General features: G+C 45.5%; 11 protein-coding genes. 4 read left to right on the top strand and 7 right to left on the bottom strand.

Annotated features, from left to right (window positions below):
- Positions 1–415 precede the first annotated feature (415 nt).
- The 5 genes from PWYN_RS15895 to nirB all read right to left on the bottom strand — a co-directional run bounded on the left by PWYN_RS15895 (position 416) and on the right by nirB (position 7832).
- Positions 416–1168 carry an ABC transporter permease gene (locus PWYN_RS15895; protein WP_052088030.1) on the bottom strand — a complete coding sequence of 251 codons (753 nt, stop codon included), beginning with the start codon at positions 1166–1168 and terminating at the stop codon, positions 416–418.
- Entirely contained in the window at positions 1129–1419 is a 291-nt protein-coding gene (locus tag PWYN_RS15890) for a hypothetical protein (RefSeq protein WP_157261194.1), read from the bottom strand. The genes PWYN_RS15895 and PWYN_RS15890 overlap by 40 nt, the downstream gene beginning before the upstream one ends.
- 370 nt (positions 1420–1789) lie before the next feature.
- Positions 1790–2911 carry a pyruvate kinase gene (pyk, locus tag PWYN_RS15885; RefSeq protein WP_084146755.1) on the bottom strand — a complete coding sequence of 374 codons (1122 nt, stop codon included), beginning with the start codon at positions 2909–2911 and terminating at the stop codon, positions 1790–1792.
- A 408-nt stretch (positions 2912–3319) separates the two neighbouring features.
- On the bottom strand, positions 3320–5461 hold the full coding sequence (nasC, locus tag PWYN_RS15880) for an assimilatory nitrate reductase catalytic subunit NasC (RefSeq protein ID WP_052088029.1): 2142 nt from the start codon (positions 5459–5461) through the stop codon (positions 3320–3322).
- A 4-nt stretch (positions 5462–5465) separates the two neighbouring features.
- Positions 5466–7832 carry a nitrite reductase large subunit NirB gene (gene nirB / locus PWYN_RS15875; protein WP_052088028.1) on the bottom strand — a complete coding sequence of 789 codons (2367 nt, stop codon included), beginning with the start codon at positions 7830–7832 and terminating at the stop codon, positions 5466–5468.
- A gap of 696 nt (positions 7833–8528) precedes the next feature.
- Between nirB and PWYN_RS15870 the strand changes: the two genes are divergently transcribed.
- Positions 8529–10304, top strand: a complete 1776-nt coding sequence (locus PWYN_RS15870; RefSeq protein ID WP_036654053.1) for an ABC transporter ATP-binding protein — start codon at positions 8529–8531, stop codon at positions 10302–10304.
- Complete coding sequence (locus PWYN_RS15865) at positions 10291–12066, top strand: ABC transporter ATP-binding protein (RefSeq protein ID WP_036654051.1); 1776 nt, start codon at positions 10291–10293, stop codon at positions 12064–12066. The genes PWYN_RS15870 and PWYN_RS15865 overlap by 14 nt, the downstream gene beginning before the upstream one ends.
- 418 nt (positions 12067–12484) lie before the next feature.
- Here the strand turns inward: PWYN_RS15865 and PWYN_RS15860 are convergent, their stop codons facing one another.
- Entirely contained in the window at positions 12485–14041 is a 1557-nt protein-coding gene (locus PWYN_RS15860; protein ID WP_036654049.1) for an ABC-F family ATP-binding cassette domain-containing protein, read from the bottom strand.
- A 253-nt stretch (positions 14042–14294) separates the two neighbouring features.
- On the opposite strand from PWYN_RS15860, the gene PWYN_RS15855 reads away from it, so the two are divergent.
- Together PWYN_RS15855 and PWYN_RS15850 are read left to right on the top strand one after the other, a co-directional pair.
- Positions 14295–14855 (top strand): hypothetical protein, encoded by a 561-nt coding sequence (locus PWYN_RS15855; protein WP_036654043.1) that lies wholly within the window; start codon positions 14295–14297, stop codon positions 14853–14855.
- Positions 14856–14909: 54 nt separating this feature from the next.
- Positions 14910–16214 (top strand): TerD family protein, encoded by a 1305-nt coding sequence (locus tag PWYN_RS15850; protein ID WP_036654041.1) that lies wholly within the window; start codon positions 14910–14912, stop codon positions 16212–16214.
- Between the two features lie 384 nt (positions 16215–16598).
- Here PWYN_RS15850 and PWYN_RS15845 read toward each other — a convergent pair whose 3' ends face one another.
- Positions 16599–17549 carry a DegV family protein gene (locus PWYN_RS15845; protein ID WP_036654039.1) on the bottom strand — a complete coding sequence of 317 codons (951 nt, stop codon included), beginning with the start codon at positions 17547–17549 and terminating at the stop codon, positions 16599–16601.
- Positions 17550–17593 lie beyond the last annotated feature (44 nt).

Below are 17593 nucleotides of genomic sequence, written 5' to 3'. Positions count from 1 at the left end.
ATCTTCTTTTCAACGGAACTCCATGGGCTGCTATGTTTTCAAGTTGGAGTATTTAAGCGTGTTGGATGTTCATTTATTGTATTCTTCATATCGCATTCTCAATTGAAAGCGCAACCAATAATTATAAATACATTATAAACCGGTTTCGATTCTAATTTCCACCTAAAATTTGTGCATTTTTCAAAATATAGTATTTTGCTTCATCTTGTTAATAGTGAATATTTTAAAGACTTTCCTTCCACTTAAGAAATTAGATGCTGGAAAGTAGGGATGTTGATCACCGGCGTAATAAAGTGGACTTGGAAGCTCTTATTTGGAGTAAATCACCATTTTAGACTCAGAAACAACAAAAAAACGGCATCTCTGCCGCTTATAGAATTGACTCCCAGGGAATCCAACACAAATAGCCAAACCTCTAAAGTGCTGCCCTCACAATTCGGCGATAATAAACAATAGTAAGCACCGCGAACACGAAGTAAATAAGTGTGTATACAGACATGGCAATAGCGGTCGGAAGGGTGAGGTCAGACAAGGCCAGCTTGGAAGCCGCTTTAACAGCAAACACGGAATGCATAAGCCCGATCCCCAGCGGAATCGCAAATACAAACATCTGCTTGCGAATAATGCCGCCCATAATCTCACGCTCCCCGAACCCGAGTTGCCGTAGAATCGTATAGCTTTTCCTTTCTTGCTCCGCCTCTGTCATCTGCTTGAAATATAGAATACTGCCCGTGGAGATCAGGAAGACAAGACCAAGAAAACCTGCTATAAAAATGATCAGCCCAAATTTACGGAGCGACGCTTTATAAAATGTATCAAAGTCAGGACTAAGCTTATTTACCTTGACTACCTCCGCATAAATGCTGGATGCGGCTGCACGTTCTTTCTTATCCGCAATTTGGTAGGTATCGATGTGGATGGCTTCATATTCGGGGGAGGTAGGCATCTTCTCACGAACAGCCCTTACCACCTCCATCGGCACGACCAGTTGACGGCCATATACACTGTAATTCATGGCATAGCGATCCATTTCACTTGTGATATTGATTTTGACTTGAACCCCGCTTGCGCCAAAATCAACAGCCTGTGGAAAAGCAACCGCGTCCAGCTCCTTGCTTAAGGCCTTTCTCAGACCAGTATACCCAATAGCTTCGCCCGGGCCTGGCACATCAACTTTTGCTTGATGGCATCCTGAGCAAAAAACGAGTCAAGAAATGCCTCGACTTCCTTAGCGTCACGCGGCCCGTCCGTATAATCTCTTGGTGCTGTACTGCCGAGTGCGGCAAGCTGTTTGACCGAAGTAAACCGATCCGACTCAGGTTTCTGTTGCGCGTATGCACTTGTTTCAAAGGCAACAGTCAGCGTCAGCACAGCCGTCAGGATGCCGAACTTGCGGCGGGTTTTCCTATTCTTACTCATATTCTTACTCAACATTTTATTCAACTTAAATCCTCTCCTTATAACAGCTAGTTCCAACACACTTATTGTATGGTTTAGAGCTAGCACTGTCGTTCGATCCAGGTGATAGGCAGGAGGGGGATTGTTACATTATTGTCACGTTGGGGCAGTTATTTGGATATCGTAGGAGGGCAGATTAGGTGGAATTAACTAAAATCCTCCTGTTGAGTATGAGTCAGCTAAGTTAGAACACGATTTCACCAAGCTTTCGGACTCAAGTGCAGTGCACCCATTCTGGGCGCACCAAAAAAACGACATTTCTGCCGTTTTTTTGGTTGATTAGAGTAGATACTCTACCAACTAAGCTAAGAACCCTAAATTTTCACGTATTCTAATCGTTCAATTCATCCGCCCCGTTATCCAAAGCAACTTTCAAATGCAGATTAACAAACGAGGGATGAGTGAATATCTTCTCCAACGAGAAATCGCTCTTCCCTTGCTCGCGCATGTTCTCCGCAAATGTCGCAATAGTATCCAGGACTCTCGTGCTTTTTACTGGATATTTACCGATAGAACTTTCGGCTGATAGCATCACGGCGTCGGTTCCGTCCAGTACAGCCTGAGAGACATCAGTTACCTCAGCGCGCGTTGGAACCGCGTGATCGACCATGGATTGCAGCATTTGGGTGGCAGTGATGACATAAGTCTTTGATCGACTGCACTCGTGAAGGATCGCTTTCTGAATGAACGGGATTTGCTCGAAAGGCAGCTCCACACCAAGATCTCCCCTCGCAATCATAATGCCATCCGACACCTCCATTATAGATTGAAAGTTAAGAACGGCATGAACGGTTTCAATTTTGGAAACGAGGCCTGGTTGTTTATATTTACCCAGAGCAGATATATAACTTCGAATTTCCTTCAAATGAGACGCCTCGCGGATAAAAGAACATGCTATCCAATCGACATTGTTCTCCAACAGAAATTGAAGATCCTGCTTGTCCTTTTCCGTGATGGCTGGTAAGTGAGTTCTCGTTCCCGGAAGATTGACACCCTTTCGGCTACCGATCATTCCGCCTACACTAACCCGTGTGAAGATGCTTCCCTGATTCTTATCCATCACCACAAGCTTAACTTCCCCATCATTGATTAGGATAGCCGCTCCTTTTTGAATATCTTCCATTACACCGGGGTTATCGAGCGCCGCGCGTTCCCTTCCTCCCGGTTCATCAGATTGGTCGAGGATAAACGTTTGGCCCTCTTCTAATTGAACCGCATCCCCTTGCACGCTCTTCAGACGAATTTTTGGTCCTTGCAAGTCACCCAAAATCCGTACGGATTTCCCCAATTCGACGGAACATTCTCTCAAAGCTTCAATTACACGTTTATGTTCTCCATGGTTCCCGTGTGACATATTGAGTCGTGCGATTGTCATACCGCTAAGCAGCAATTCCTTGAGAACGGCAGAAGAAGAACTGGCTGGACCAATTGTGCAGATTAAATCAATACTCATGTTACATCAACTCCAATTACAAATTTGATTACACGCTATCCTCTAATCACGATCTATCTTCTTGACACAAAACTCTGTTTGCATTGTAGGTTTTTTCCATCCAAACTATACACGATTGAAGCCAGATTAACAATTGAAGTGCAGCCGTAAGTATCTCCGGTTCCTTCTACCATTGCTTATCCTTCGATAGCGGAAGAGCCTATGCAATACCAGCAAAGTTATAACGGACCACAGAGACCTTATTTGCGGAAAAACATAATGTTTCGCCAAGCTTGCGGACTCCGTAGTGGGGGATATTCGAATTTTCGAACTATGCTCGTCTGAAGAACATTATTTCACAAAAAAATCCCCAAAGGACTCATGCCTTTGGGGATTTGCCTATTTCAAATTCACTGTTTGTTTCGAACTCTACATCGATTCCACAAGCGGCCTTGCATTCACCGCACATACTTTAAAGCCAGGCATTTTACACGTTGGATCCAGCGCTTGATTCGTAACTTTGTTCACATTCTGAATACCACCCCAATGCATAGGAACAAATACCGTATCCTCGCGAATTTCCCTCGTCAGCTTGCTACGGACTACGATACTTCCCCGCTTCGACTCCAGCCGTATTAATGAGTCATCCTCGATCTGGTACTTTTGTGCCGTCTTCGGGTGAATTTCCATAAAGGATTCAAAGCTGCGTGCCGCCAAGGTATGACTTCTCCGGGTTTGCACACCTGTCAAATAATGCGAGAGTACGCGACCGGTTGTCAAGTATAGCGGAAACTCGCCGCTTACCTGCTCATCAGGGAAATGATTATCCACCGCTATCAACTCTGCCTTACCGCCCGGATGCGCAAACTCCTTCTCGAATAATCGCTTTTCTCCAGGGTGATCCAAGCTTGGACAAGGCCAATACACCCCTTCATCCCGACGCAGCCGGTCATAGGTGATGCCATAATAATCAGCCAGCCCTCCGCGGCTTGCAATACGAAGCTCCTCGAAAATTTGCTCCACATTGGTGTAAGAGAAATAAGACTCTCTTCCAAGGCTTTGGGCAATGCCGCACAATATTTCCCAATCATGCTTCACTTCACCCATAACCGCCCGACTTGCCTCTCTCAACAAAACACGGCCTTCCATGTTGGTTAATGTGCCTTCATTCTCCAAATAAGAGGAAGTAGGCAAAATTAAATCAGCCATCCGTGCTGTTTCAGAGAGGAACATGTCGGCTACCACCAGGAACTTCAGCTTACTCAGGCCCTCTTCCACAAAGTTGGCATTAGGATTAGAGACAAGCGGATTGGAGCCCATGACAAACAGTGCACGAATCTCCTCCTCATGGACTTTTTCCATCATTTCATAGGCGGAAACGCCCTTTCCGGGTAATTCGTCAGGCTTCACACCCCATACCTCTGCGATATAGGCACGATCGATCGGATTTTCAATCGAACGGTATCCTGGAAGCTGATCGGCTTTTTGTCCGTGCTCTCTGCCCCCTTGACCGTTACCTTGGCCCGTAATCGCGCCGTAACCACAGCCCTCTTTCCCAATCTTTCCGGTAATCAGCACCATATTAAGGAAGTTTCGCACGGCCATATATCCATCTGTCTGCTGTTCTACACCTCTTGCAGTAAATACCATACCGGTTGCTGCTTTGCCGAAGGCTTCTGCGGCTTGGCGAATTTGCACCAATGGAACGCCCGTTATTTCTGCGATATCATTAAGGTCAATATTCGCAAGATGCTCCCTTAGCTCTTGAAACCCGTTAGTGCGTTCCCTAGCAAACGACTCATCTACATAAGCTTCATCCACCAACACTTTCAACATGCCGTTGACTAAAGCTGCATCCATCCCCGGCTTTACCTTTAAATGCAAATCCGCCATCTCGGTAGTGCCTGTATTTCTAGGATCAATGGCTATAATGAAAGTTCCGTTCTCCTTTGCCCTTGTAAAATAAGGCATGAGCGTGGGCTGGCATTCTGCAATATTTGTTCCCGCCAAAATGATACACTTTGCCATCGGAATTTCGGACAGCTGGTTGGTCAAGCCACGGTCAATTCCAAATGCCTTATTGCCGGCCGACGCAGCCGCGGACATACAAAACCGTCCATTGTAATCAATATATTTGGTCCGCAGCGCGACCCGTGCAAATTTCCCAAGTAAATACGCGGATTCATTGGTCAGAGATCCCCCGCCGTATACGCCAATCGCATCGTTTCCGAACTGCTGTCCAATTTGAGTGAAATTGGATTGAATAATCCGGTACGCTTCCTCCCAGCTGACTCTCACAAATGCTCCATCCACTTTGGCCATTGGATAGGTGAGTCGATCGCTGCTTAGGGCATGCTGATAGGCATTCATCCCTTTGATACACAATCTGCCTTCTGAAGCCGCGTTGGGCTTTGGTAGAACAGTATAGGTATTCCGCTCCTTGCCAAGATGCTCTACAACCTGCATTTTACATTGCACACTGCAAAAGGGACACTGAGTATCCATAACATGCTCTTGTCCTGCAAAAGCTTCCAAATCCGCTTGATTATTCAGTATCGTTAATGGTTTCATATGATCACCTTATCACTGCAGCTGTAGGCTGCTGATTTACTTGCCCTGATGAATTTAAAAGTGCCTTCTCCATGCGGCTTTCTAATAGTTGAAAAAGATATGGATCGAACAGAGCTTCCCTGATTTGCAGAAGACCCATTCGTTCTATCCATTGCGATACCCGTTCTGCGAAATGCCCTGTCTCCCTGTAATATTGCAGAAAAGCAGCCACAAGTGACATAAGCTCCTCATCCGTTGCAGCTGTATATAATAGTTGACCTGGTTTCACATGCCGTTCCCCATTGCCGCCTACATACATCTCCCATCCACCCGGCACACCCACGATTCCAATATCCTTCGTAAGTGATCCTGCACGGTTGTGCGGACTGGCCGATACCCCAATCTTAATTTCTTGAGGCATTTGCAGCCTCTCTAACTTCATCTCCAAGGTGACACCAAGTCCGATGGAGTCCTGCATCGCATCTACGGAATATCTTATACCGCTGCATGTTCCAACCGTATTCACTGTCTTTCCGTATACCGGTCCGGTAATCGGTATATTCAGATCCGTCATAACGGCCTCTACGTCCGCCGCAGCAATACCGAGCAGACCAAGTTGCGGTCCTTCCAGCAGCTTCATGAGCGGGATTTCGTGTTTCTCAACAATGTCCGCAATTAGCCGCAGCTGTTCCGGGGTTGTTACACCACCATACATTTTAGGCATAACCGCATAGGTGCCATCGGCCTGAATGCCTATTGGCACATCCTCATTCACATGCAGCACCGTTGAGCTATGAACGCCTAAATAATAATTCAGCGCGGGGTGGCAAATTACACACCCTGTTTCCGTCTGCCAATCCAATGCGGACATGATTTCACCCGTATCGGAAAAACGGCGGTTCTGAATCTCCAACATAAGTTCATCATGGCTTAACGTTGTGCAGGCACAGACGGTTTCTTTCTCCACCGACTGATCAAAACCATTAAGGTGAACATAATCCAAAATGCTGCTGACCATCGTTTTGCAACTACCACAAGAACTGGATGCTTTCGTGCATTTTTTTACTTCATCGACCGTTTGTAAGCCATGTTCTTGAATAGCCTGCATAATCGTCCCTTTGGTAACCCCGTTGCAAGCGCACACCAGTTCCTTATCGGGCATGTTCGCGACTCTGTCCCCCGATTCCTGGCCGCGTGCGCCGGCATCATTCATTTCCTTCTCATAAACAGAGATATCCGTCTGTTGCTTGATCATGCCTAGAAGCTTCGTACCCTCACTAATGTCACCAAACAGAACCGCTCCGACAATTTTATTATCACGTATAACAATTTTCTTGTAAGTGTTGCGGAGACCATCAATCCATTTCAACGATTTCACTTCATTGCTATCTGTAAATTCACCAGCAGAGAATACGTCAACGCCCGAAACTTTTAGCTGAGTCGCCAACACCGAACCATGATAGCCTTCATTTTCTACACCGCACAGCGTTTTCGCTAGCACCTTCCCCTGCTCATAGAGCGGTGCCACCAAACCATACACAACACCGCGATGTTCCGCGCATTCTCCTACCGCGAATACATCAGATACACTTGTCTGCATAAAATCGTTAACGACTATAGCGCGGTTTGTTTCGATCTCACTCTCCTTAGCCAACTGAACGTTAGGCCTGACGCCTACTGCCATGACTAGCAGATCGGCATCGGTTCTGGAGCCATCTTTGAACTTCAGCTCTGTCACGCGTTTGCGTCCGAGAATTTCTTCCGATTGTTTCTCCAGTAAAAAGCGCATTCCTTGCTTTTCCAGCTCTGCCTGAAGCATTTTGGCAGCCGTTTGGTCAAGTTGTCTTTCCATAATACTGTCAAAAATATGAACGACATCCACCTTCATACCGAGATTCAATAAGCCCCGAGCCGCTTCGAGCCCAAGTAATCCTCCGCCGATAACCACTGCCTTCTGATAGCTTTTGGAAGCTTCCATCATCGTTTCACAGTCGCTAATATCCCGAAAGGCTGTAACGCCCTGTTTATTCGCACCCGGCAAAGACAGCATAAACGGCAAAGACCCCGTAGCGAAGATAAGTACGTCGTAAACGACGCTTATCCCAGATTCAGTAACAACCCTCTTACGTTCAACGTCTACATTGGTAACTATTTCATTTGTGAACAGTTGGATTTGATTGTCTTCATACCATTGCCAGTCATTAATCGTGATATCTTGGATGGTCGTATCGCCTTGAAGCACCTTCGATAACCATATGCGGTTATAGTTGGGATGGGGCTCTTTGCCGAATATAGTAATTTCAAAAGCATCCCGATCGATATTTAGAATTTCTTCGACGCAGCGTACACCCGCCATACCGTTTCCGATCACAACTAACTTTCTTTTTGCCATCTTTAAACCTCCATTCAAGTGTAAACAGCTGTCACCGCCTCAAGTGAAAAACTCCAGCGTCTATGCTATACCGAGTACAATTGGCGGGAAAAATCCGCCAATTCCTCCTGCAGCACCCACATTCCCTGTAACTGCTCCTGTATTGCCAGAAGATACTTCAGGCACCATTTTGAACATTTCGGCTCAGCTGGTTTCGGAGGGTCCTGATTAAAGATATAAAACACAACAGCCATAACTCCTATCACAATAGCCAAGCTAAAGAATACCTATGAAATACCGTACATGGTTGAAATGGAAGGAATGCCATCGGGATCCGTATAATCGAACCGAGCAGACCCTCAGGATTCTTAATAAGCCAAGTTTATGTTATATAAACTGACATTATTATTTCTTTTCACTAACTTAACGCATATTGAAGAATACTTCAATCATTTCTTGTGAGGTAATTTAACATTTATAAATAAAATAGTGTATAAAATCAATTCCTAATGTATAAACGTTCGTATTTCCTCGTTTCTTCATCTTCAGCACCTAAAGGTAATCGAGTTAAACCTTGGTAAACAAAAGTTCAATCGATTGTAACAAGAAAATAATACAGTAACCGATGCTGGCCGTTTGTTAATGTTATAATCACGTTGATTTATTCATTCTTTAATAGAAGAGTGAAGAACAAACAGAACAGAAACAGGTGATCAGATGTTCGAACTTAAATGGCTATGGCAGAATCTGAAGGGAAACAGGTCGCGTTATATACTGGCTCTCTGTCTCTCTGTGGTGGGTTCGAGTCTTACGATTGTGAATCCGTACATCAGTCAGCGCATTGTCGATACGTTTATAGCCGGTGACAATGCCTCGCAGAATTTGACACAAGAACGGGGACTCTTGATCGCACTCTGCCTGGGTATGATCGGGTTTTCCCTGCTGCGGACGGGTCTGGCTTATGTGACAACCATGCAGTACGAGCGCTCCTCGCAAAACATGCTGTATCGCATACGTATTTATCTCTACAACAAGATTCAAGGACAAGACAGAGAATATTACGATCATAACCGTACCGGCGATCTTATGACCAAGATGACAGGAGATCTGGACATGGTACGGCACTCCATGGCATGGATTTTCAAAACGATCATCGAATCCTTAACGATTTTCGCTGCCGCCGTTATCTATTTTTTTACCATTGATACCGAACTGACGCTGTGGATGCTTACCCTGTCACCGCTGATTTTTATCGTGGCCTACATATTTGCCAAACACGTCCGACCTATGTATGTGGATCTGCGCGAGCGGCTGTCTCAGCTCAACACGACTGCGCAGGAGAATATTTCAGGAAACCGTGTGGTTAAGGCGTTCGCCCGCGAGGAGTACGAGATTGAGAAATTCACAGAAAAGAACGTCAACTATTCTACAGCGAACAAAAAGGCCGCGCTCGTATGGCTCGATTACTTCCCTTATCTGGAAACCTTAGCGCAGGGGTTCAATGTCATCCTGATGTTGGCCGGCGGGCTGTTCCTTATGAATGACCGGATCACCTTCGGCGAATTCGCCGCCTTCTCTTCACTGATCTGGGCTATATCAAACCCCATGCGTAACATCGGCATTATTATCAACGACATCCAGCGTTTTTTTGCCAGCCTGACCAAGATCGTTGAGATCTATTACGCCAAACCCACTATTGTTAACGAGCATCCCCTATTTACCAAACACCGTTACGAGGGGCGCATTACGTTTGAGCATGTCCGCTTTAAATATGACAGCGCTACAGTTCTGGACGATGTCAGCTTTACGGTTGAACCTGGAGAAACTGTTGCAATTATGGGTCCGACAGGTTCGGGCAAAACAACACTCATTAATCTCATCCCCCGTTTCTATGATGTATCCGATGGACGTGTGCTGGTAGACGGTGTTGATGTCCGTGAACTGGAGCTTGATGAACTCCGCGGGAACATCGGCATGGCGACCCAGGACGTCCTTTTGTTCTCCGATACCATCGACGGAAACATCGCCTATGGCGACCCTGATCTCCCGGAGGAAGAGGCTATGGAATATGCCGAGCTCGCGGCCGCGCATGATTTCATCTCCCGGATGCCCGAAAGGTATGATACGGTTGTCGGGGAACGCGGTGTCGGCTTGTCTGGAGGACAGAAGCAGCGCATTGCGTTAGCTCGTGCCTTGGCGGTCCACCGTCCCATCCTGATACTGGATGACACGACTTCTGCCGTCGATCTTGAGACTGAGGAGCATATTCAGCGAAGTCTGCGCGAGCTGGATTATCCGTGTACGAAGCTTATCATTGCCCAGCGAGTATCCACCACAGCAGAGGCAGACCGTATTCTCATCCTGGATGGCGGCCGTTTGATTGAAGAAGGCACTCATACCGAACTGTTGGCAAAACGGGGCTATTACTATGAGGTATTTATGCTGCAGAATGAGGGCATTGGAAGGCAGGTGATCGCTAATGGCAAGAAATAAATTTGACGTTGACGAGAACCTAGAGTCCCCCTTCGATATCAGACACTTCCGGCGTGCGATGGTTTACATTAGACGGAAGAAAACGCCTATGATAGTTGCGTTTGTGCTCAGTGCTCTCTCGGCAGCCATTGCGCTGTCGGCACCGCTGATCATACAGCATGTAATCGACGTGACCATTCCCGCGGAGGCAAAGCTTCCGCTGCTCGGTTGGTCATTGCTGATGCTTTTGACTATCGTGGTCAGCGTTATTTTGGCTACCATCCGCTCGCGCATAATGACAAGCGTCGGACAAGACATTATTTTTGAAATCCGCACGGATTTATTCAAGCATTTACAGGAACTGCCCTTTAAATATTATGACGACCGTCCACAGGGCAAGATTCTGATCCGGGTCGTAAATTACGTCAATTCAGTTTCGGATGTGTTATCTAACGGCATTATCAACTTCATTCTCGAGATCGTAAACTTAATCTTTATCGCCGCTTTCATGTTCGCTTTAGATGTACGGCTTTCGCTCGTCATCCTTGCAGGACTGCCGATTTTCTTAGGCATCATGCTGCTCATCAAGACACGACAACGCCGGGCATGGCAAGCGGTATCCAACAAAAGCTCCAATCTGAACGCTTATTTGCAGGAAAGCATCAGCGGCATTGGTGTGACGCAAATCTTCTCCCGTGAACAACACAATGAGGGAACCTTCACCCGACTTGCCGGCAATTTCCGCAAGGAGTGGTTACGGGCTCTGAATTACAACATGCTTATTCCTTTTACGGTTGATAACTTATCTACTATCGTTACGGCATTGATCTTTCTTGTGGGCTTGTTGACACTTGATCCCAAAGAAGCAACACTGGGTGTCATTCTGGCTATGAGCAGCTACGCAGCCCGATTCTGGCAGCCGATTTTGAACCTCTCTAACCTATACAATAACTTTATCAACGCCGTTGCCTATCTTGAGCGTATCTTCGAAACGCTGGATGAGCCGGTTTCGGTCAGCGATATTCCCGATGCCAAGGAACTTCTGCCTGTTCAGGGTAAAGTCACTTTCGACAACGTGACCTTTGCCTATGATCCAGGGTTGAATATTTTGGAGAACATCTCCTTTGATGTCAAAGAGGGAGAAAGTATTGCCCTAGTTGGACCGACAGGTGCAGGCAAAACAACGGTCGTCAATTTGATCTCACGATTTTATAACCTTACCGGCGGCAGGATTCTTATTGACGGGCAGGATATCTCGCAGATTACGCTGAAGTCCCTTCGCAGCCAAATGGGGATTATGCTGCAGGACAGTTTCATATTCTCCGGCACCATACTGGACAATATTCGTTACGGCAGACTGGATGCCACCGAGGAAGAAGTAATCGCCGCCGCGAAAGCGGTTTGCGCTGACGATTTCATCCGTGAATTTGACCAGGGCTACCAAACGGAGGTCAACGAGCGCGGCTCCAAGCTGTCCCAAGGCCAGCGGCAGCTCATTTCATTCGCAAGGACACTTCTGGCTGATCCGCGCATTCTCATTTTGGATGAAGCCACTTCTTCTATCGACGCCAAGACCGAACGTTTGCTCCAGAAAGGCCTAAATGAATTACTAAAGGGGCGAACCTCGTTCATTATTGCACATCGGCTTTCCACCGTGAAAAACTGTGACCGTATCATGTATGTGTCCAACAAAGGCATTGCGGAAAGTGGAACACATGACGAGCTCATAAGATACCGGGGTCTTTATTACCGGCTCTACACAGCCCAAAAGATGGAAGCTTAACCCTAAGAGCAGCAAGCTGTGATGGTAGTGGTTCTATACCGACACATACACACTTAGAAACTGTCATGTTCCACAGCTGATATTTAGTCAGTTTCAGTTTATACGGACACTAGAAGCCTTATTTCAGCAAAACTTTAGGTTTCATTATCCATACGGACTCAGATGCAGCTATTTACTCAAAATCACTCCAAATATAGACGTTTGAGGTGCAATAAGAGCTCTCAGGTCCGTATGGTTTCTCTAATGGGTTCATTAGCAAAAATAAGAGCTTTACGGTCCGCAGTGGATTAACTGGACTTTCAATTCAATATAATTCATTGGATCCAGCAATCCATGTTTAAATGAACATTAGAAAAGGACCATCCGGATATTTTACCGGACGGTCCTTTTCTATTTCTTTACACTAGTATACGGTTTATTAGAATATTTTCGTAGTCCAGGATTCGCAATTCCAAATATCGGTGGCGATATCACGATAAAACTCCGGTTCGTGGGAAATTAACAGTATGCTTCCTTTGTATGCTTTCAAAGCCCGCTTGAGCTCTTCCTTCGCATCCACATCCAAATGGTTCGTGGGCTCATCCAGCACAAGAATGTTGGTCTCCCGGTTAATGAGCTTGCACAGACGTACCTTGGCTTTCTCCCCACCGCTGAGAACCGAAATTTTACTCTCAATGTGCTTCGTGGTGAGTCCGCATTTCGCTAGTGCAGCACGCACCTCGAATTGAGACAAGGAAGGGAATGTATCCCATATTTCTTCAATACAGGTATTGTTCTTTCCTTCCTTCGATTCCTGTTCGAAATAACCGATCTCTTGGTTGTATCCAAGCTCTACCGACCCGGACAATGCCGGGATTTCGCCCAGAATACTACGTAGCAAAGTCGTCTTTCCGATACCGTTCGCACCGACCAGCGCTACTCTTTGACCACGTTCCATCAGTAAATCCAGAGGCCGAGACAGAGGTTCTTCATACCCAATAACAAGCCCTTTAGCTTCAAAAATAACTTTGCCTGCTGTTTTGGCATCCTTGAAATTAAACTGGGGCTTAGGCTTCTCTTTCGACATTTCGATGATGTCCATCTTGTCGAGCTTTTTCTGTCGGGACATCGCCATATTACGGGTAGCCACGCTGGCTTTATTGCGGGCAACAAAGTCCTTCAACTCAGCAATTTCCTGCTGCTGTCTGTTAAAGGCCGATTCATGCTGCTGCTTGCGCATTTCATAGACCTGCTGGAATTGATTATAATCGCCCACATAACGGGACAACTTCAGGTTTTCCATATGGTAAATCAGGTTGATTACGTTGTTCAGGAACGGAATGTCATGTGAGATAAGGATAAACGCATTCTCATACTCCTGAAGATAACGCTTCAGCCATTCAATATGCTGCTCGTCCAAATAGTTCGTAGGCTCATCGAGGAGCAGAATGTCCGGTTTCTCCAGCAGCAGTTTGGCCAGCAATATCTTCGTGCGTTGTCCCCCGCTAAGCTCAGATACATCTCGATCCAGTCCTATGTCCGTAATTCCTAATCCACGCGCCGTCTCCTGCACCTTCGCATCGATCATATAGAAATCCTGATTCGTCAGAGTATCCTGGATCGTGCCTACTTCCTCAAGCATTTTCTCCAGTTCTTCCGGGGAGACGTCACCCATCCGGCCGTACATATCGTTCATTTCTTGCTCAAGATCAAACAAGTATTGGAATGCACCCCGTAATACATCTTGGATTGTTAACCCTTGGGTCAAAGCAGCATGCTGATCAAGGTAACCAACACGTACCCGCTTGGACCACTCCACCCTACCTTCGTCGGGCTGCAGTTTGCCTGTAACAATGTTCATAAACGTGGATTTACCTTCGCCGTTCGCACCGATCAATCCGATATGCTCGCCTTTGAGCAGGCGGAATGCAACATCCTTGAAGATCGCACGATCCCCAAAGCCATGACTTAATGCTTCAACATTTAATATGCTCATTTATAGACACCTTTTTTTCTGTATTTTATCGTTTATATTATAAGCAGGAATGAGGGGGAATTCAATGGAATACCGTTAATTTGCTTAAACTAATGTTACGCACAAAAAGTATGCGAGTGAAGCTACTGAACATGAGCATTACCACAAGTTATGTAGCTCCTTTCTCGAAAAATCCCCCCTCCTAATAATCCCCATATTCTGCTATGCTAATAGAATCATAAAGAACGATGAAGCAGGAGGTGTTAGTAGAACTATGGAAGCATTTCAATATGAACTCACTTCAGAAACTTCTATTAATTTGAAATATGAATATGGAGGTGAATACTTCACATTCAGCCTGTATCGGGATGAATGGGGATGGGTTCTACACCCATTTGATGGTGTGCTGCTGAGAAATCAGGCAATGTGCGCTCTTGTCGTACAAGAGTTGTTCACGCATAAGCCTTTTCAGGTAATGCTGGCAAAAGAAGATATTCTCTTTTCCAATATACGTTCCACTGTTAACCTCGAAAATGTTAACACTCCGATTGCCGCACGCAATGAGCGGGAGTCCCACGATAATCCGATGGATGACCTGAGGGGATTTGTTGAGCAGCACACGATTGAAGAGGTCATTGATTACGAGAGTGGGCTTATCGGAAGCCGCATCTCCTTTTATAAGGAAATCCTGCAGCGTATGTTCATGGACAATCTGGGTCCCTCCGATCCGGAGTTCCAAAAGGTGCAGGATATAGTACGTATTTACGAACATTCCTTGGATAAGCTATCCAGTCTAAATGGTCCGAATCTCGACGCAGGAAGACGTGGCAGGTGATAACCTCTTCAGGTATTGATCCCACTCTACTAATCTTTTGAAAGGCTGATTCTAATGACATTGGATCTGGTAAAAGGACAAAAATGCAACTTAACGAAAGACTCGCCTCAACTTACCCGAATTATAGTAGGAATGGGCTGGCACAATACGAGATCTGAGGTTGAGGTTGATTTTTCCGCTTTTTTGCTTACTCCGGCCCAGACGGTCTCTAAAGATGAGGACCTTATTTTTTATGCCAACCCTTCTGCTTCGAACTCCTCCGTTGCTGTGTTGCAGTCTGATAAAAAAGCCTATACAGGGTTGACCGATAACACACAAATCGCTGTCGAGCTCAGGCAAATTCCTACAGAATACGAACGCATTGCCTTTGCGCTAACGATTTATGAGGGTGAACAGCGCCAGCAAAACTTCTCGCTACTAGACGATACGTATATACGGATCATCAACGCTACTGATGGAACGGAACTTGTTCGCTACAGACTAGGGAAAGCTTTTTCTGTAGAGACCGCCATTGTCGCCGGAGAAATCTATAGATACAATAATGAATGGAAATTCAGCGCTGTGGGTTCCGGATATGCAGGAGGCTTAGCAGCCCTATGCGAAAGTTATGGGATCAAGGTTAATAACATTTTGTCGTCAGTTGTACCCGCTAGCCCAAAAATCCAATCGCAGCAGTCGCCTATTCCTCTCCCAGAGCTGCGGTCACGGCCTAAGGCGGGCAATGTTCCTCCCTCTTCACCAGCATCACCTCCAGCCCCTCCTTTAAATCTCAATTCCATCTTGCTTAAGAAACGCGGGGAGATGATCAGTCTCCAGAAAGGGAATGAATCCCTGGGCGAGATACAGATCAACCTCAAATGGTATCAAAAAAAATCATCGGGCTGGTTCGGAAGTAAAGGCGTTGACCTGGACCTTGGTTGTCTGTTTGAATTAAAAAATGGTCTTAAGGGCTCTATCCAAGCACTCGGCGAATCCTTCGGAAGTTTGAATAGGGCGCCTTACATCTCCCTTGACGGGGATGACCGCACCGGATCCGTAACTACGGGCGAGAATCTGCGGATAAATGGCCATTATCTTTCGGAAATCAGCAGAATTGTTATCTTTGCTTTCATCTATGAGGGAATCACGAACTGGTCGGAGGCTAACGCCATAGTAACTATCAAGCAGCAGGGCGGACCGGAGATCGAGGTCCGACTGGATGAGCATAACAACAATAAGGGTATGTGCGCCATCGCCATGATTCGTAATCAGAATGATGTGACATTCAGCGTGGAGAGACTCGTAGAATATTTCGGCGGTCACCAAGAATTGGATCAGTATTATAACTGGAATCTGAGATGGCAAGCCGGTAGCAAATAGCAGTATCGTGGGGCATGACTGGGGAATGGCAATTGGTTTGCAGTATGCTATGACTCATCCATACAATGTCAAGGGGGTCGCGATGATCGAACCACAAGGCTTGTATCCTTGCCCAATTGGTCAGAGTTTACGCCCGTGGAGTCTAAAGAGCTCTTCCAGACACTACGCGATCCAGCAACGGGCTGGCCATTCATGAGGGAGAAGAATGTGTTCGTCGAAGGCATGCCGAATATGTACAACGTAGTATCCTGCTTGAATTCATCAACCGCTAATTTTGGTTTGAACAATGGGATGTTTTGGGGTTGGCGGTTCGAGTTTGTTTGTAGTTTTGAGTGTCAAATCTGGAATAGACATCTAAAGAAAGGTTCCTGTGAATGGGTTCGATTATTTACTCCTAAATTTATTCATGAATCCATTCTTCATTTCAGTTATTCCACTAAGTTCATTGAGCAACAATCCATCTCGCTTATGTCCTTTTTCAATGAAATACATAGAAACTGCTCTTAATCCTACATGCGTGCCAACAGCCACACCCATTTGCATTATATATATTTCACCTTTAAAATCAGTTTCTTGCCTGATCTTATCCATCAATCTGTCAGCAATATCCTTTTCCGAAGTATACCCTATGAGAATAAAATCTGTAATTTCCCAATCATTTCGCTTGTTAAATTCTTTCACATAGTGGTTTAATACTCCGTTTAATCCTCTTTCTTTAGCGACTATAGCGCCCTTACCATTTCGCATGGACATAATAGGCTTAATCTTCAGGATTCTACCTATTAGAGCACTAGCATTAGTTAATCTACCGCTTCTTATTAAGTGATTTAAATCATCTACGCAGAGAAAATGCTTCACATTTATTTTATAGGTTTCATTAAAGTCTACTAATTCTTCAAAACTAAATCCTTGTTCTCTTAATAAAGCCGATTTCAAAATTAACCAGCCGCTACCGTGACTCATAGACTTTGAATCTACAACATGGATTTTAATAGAAGAACCAGGATGTTCCTCGTAAAAGATTTCTTTAGCTACTTCAGCAGATTGATAGGTTCCACTGGTACCACTTGACATACAAATACAAAGGAACTCTGTATAACCATTCTCCATAGCATCCTTTATTATATTCAAATATTCTACTGGATTTGGCATGGAAGTTGTAGGATTCTCTTCGAGACTCCCCATCATTGCAAAAAAATCATCAGATTTAATATCTATCCGATCTCTATGTTCTTTGCCATTTATGTTTATCGTTAAAGGGGCTATTCCAATTTTATATTTCTCAATGATCTCATCCGATAAATCACAAGTGGAGTCACCCATAATTTTAATCAACTAAATCTCCTCCAAAGATTAAGAAGTAAGGCACTATTATTCCC

Origin of the sequence: Paenibacillus wynnii (assembly GCF_000757885.1) — a bacterium.
GTDB lineage: Bacteria > Bacillota > Bacilli > Paenibacillales > Paenibacillaceae > Paenibacillus_AQ > Paenibacillus_AQ wynnii.
This window is presented reverse-complemented; position numbering and strand designations above follow the sequence as displayed.

Bases quoted from the DNA above. Each gene is read 5' to 3' on its own strand.
- PWYN_RS15890 (WP_157261194.1), bottom strand. From the start codon at position 1,419: ATGAGTAAGAATAGGAAAACCCGCCGCAAGTTCGGCATCCTGACGGCT.
- pyk (WP_084146755.1), bottom strand. From the start codon at position 2,911: ATGAGTATTGATTTAATCTGCACAATTGGTCCAGCCAGTTCTTCTTCT.
- nasC (WP_052088029.1), bottom strand. From the start codon at position 5,461: ATGAAACCATTAACGATACTGAATAATCAAGCGGATTTGGAAGCTTTT.
- nirB (WP_052088028.1), bottom strand. From the start codon at position 7,832: ATGGCAAAAAGAAAGTTAGTTGTGATCGGAAACGGTATGGCGGGTGTA.
- PWYN_RS15870 (WP_036654053.1), top strand. From the start codon at position 8,529: ATGTTCGAACTTAAATGGCTATGGCAGAATCTGAAGGGAAACAGGTCG.
- PWYN_RS15865 (WP_036654051.1), top strand. From the start codon at position 10,291: ATGGCAAGAAATAAATTTGACGTTGACGAGAACCTAGAGTCCCCCTTC.
- PWYN_RS15860 (WP_036654049.1), bottom strand. From the start codon at position 14,041: ATGAGCATATTAAATGTTGAAGCATTAAGTCATGGCTTTGGGGATCGT.
- PWYN_RS15855 (WP_036654043.1), top strand. From the start codon at position 14,295: ATGGAAGCATTTCAATATGAACTCACTTCAGAAACTTCTATTAATTTG.
- PWYN_RS15850 (WP_036654041.1), top strand. From the start codon at position 14,910: ATGACATTGGATCTGGTAAAAGGACAAAAATGCAACTTAACGAAAGAC.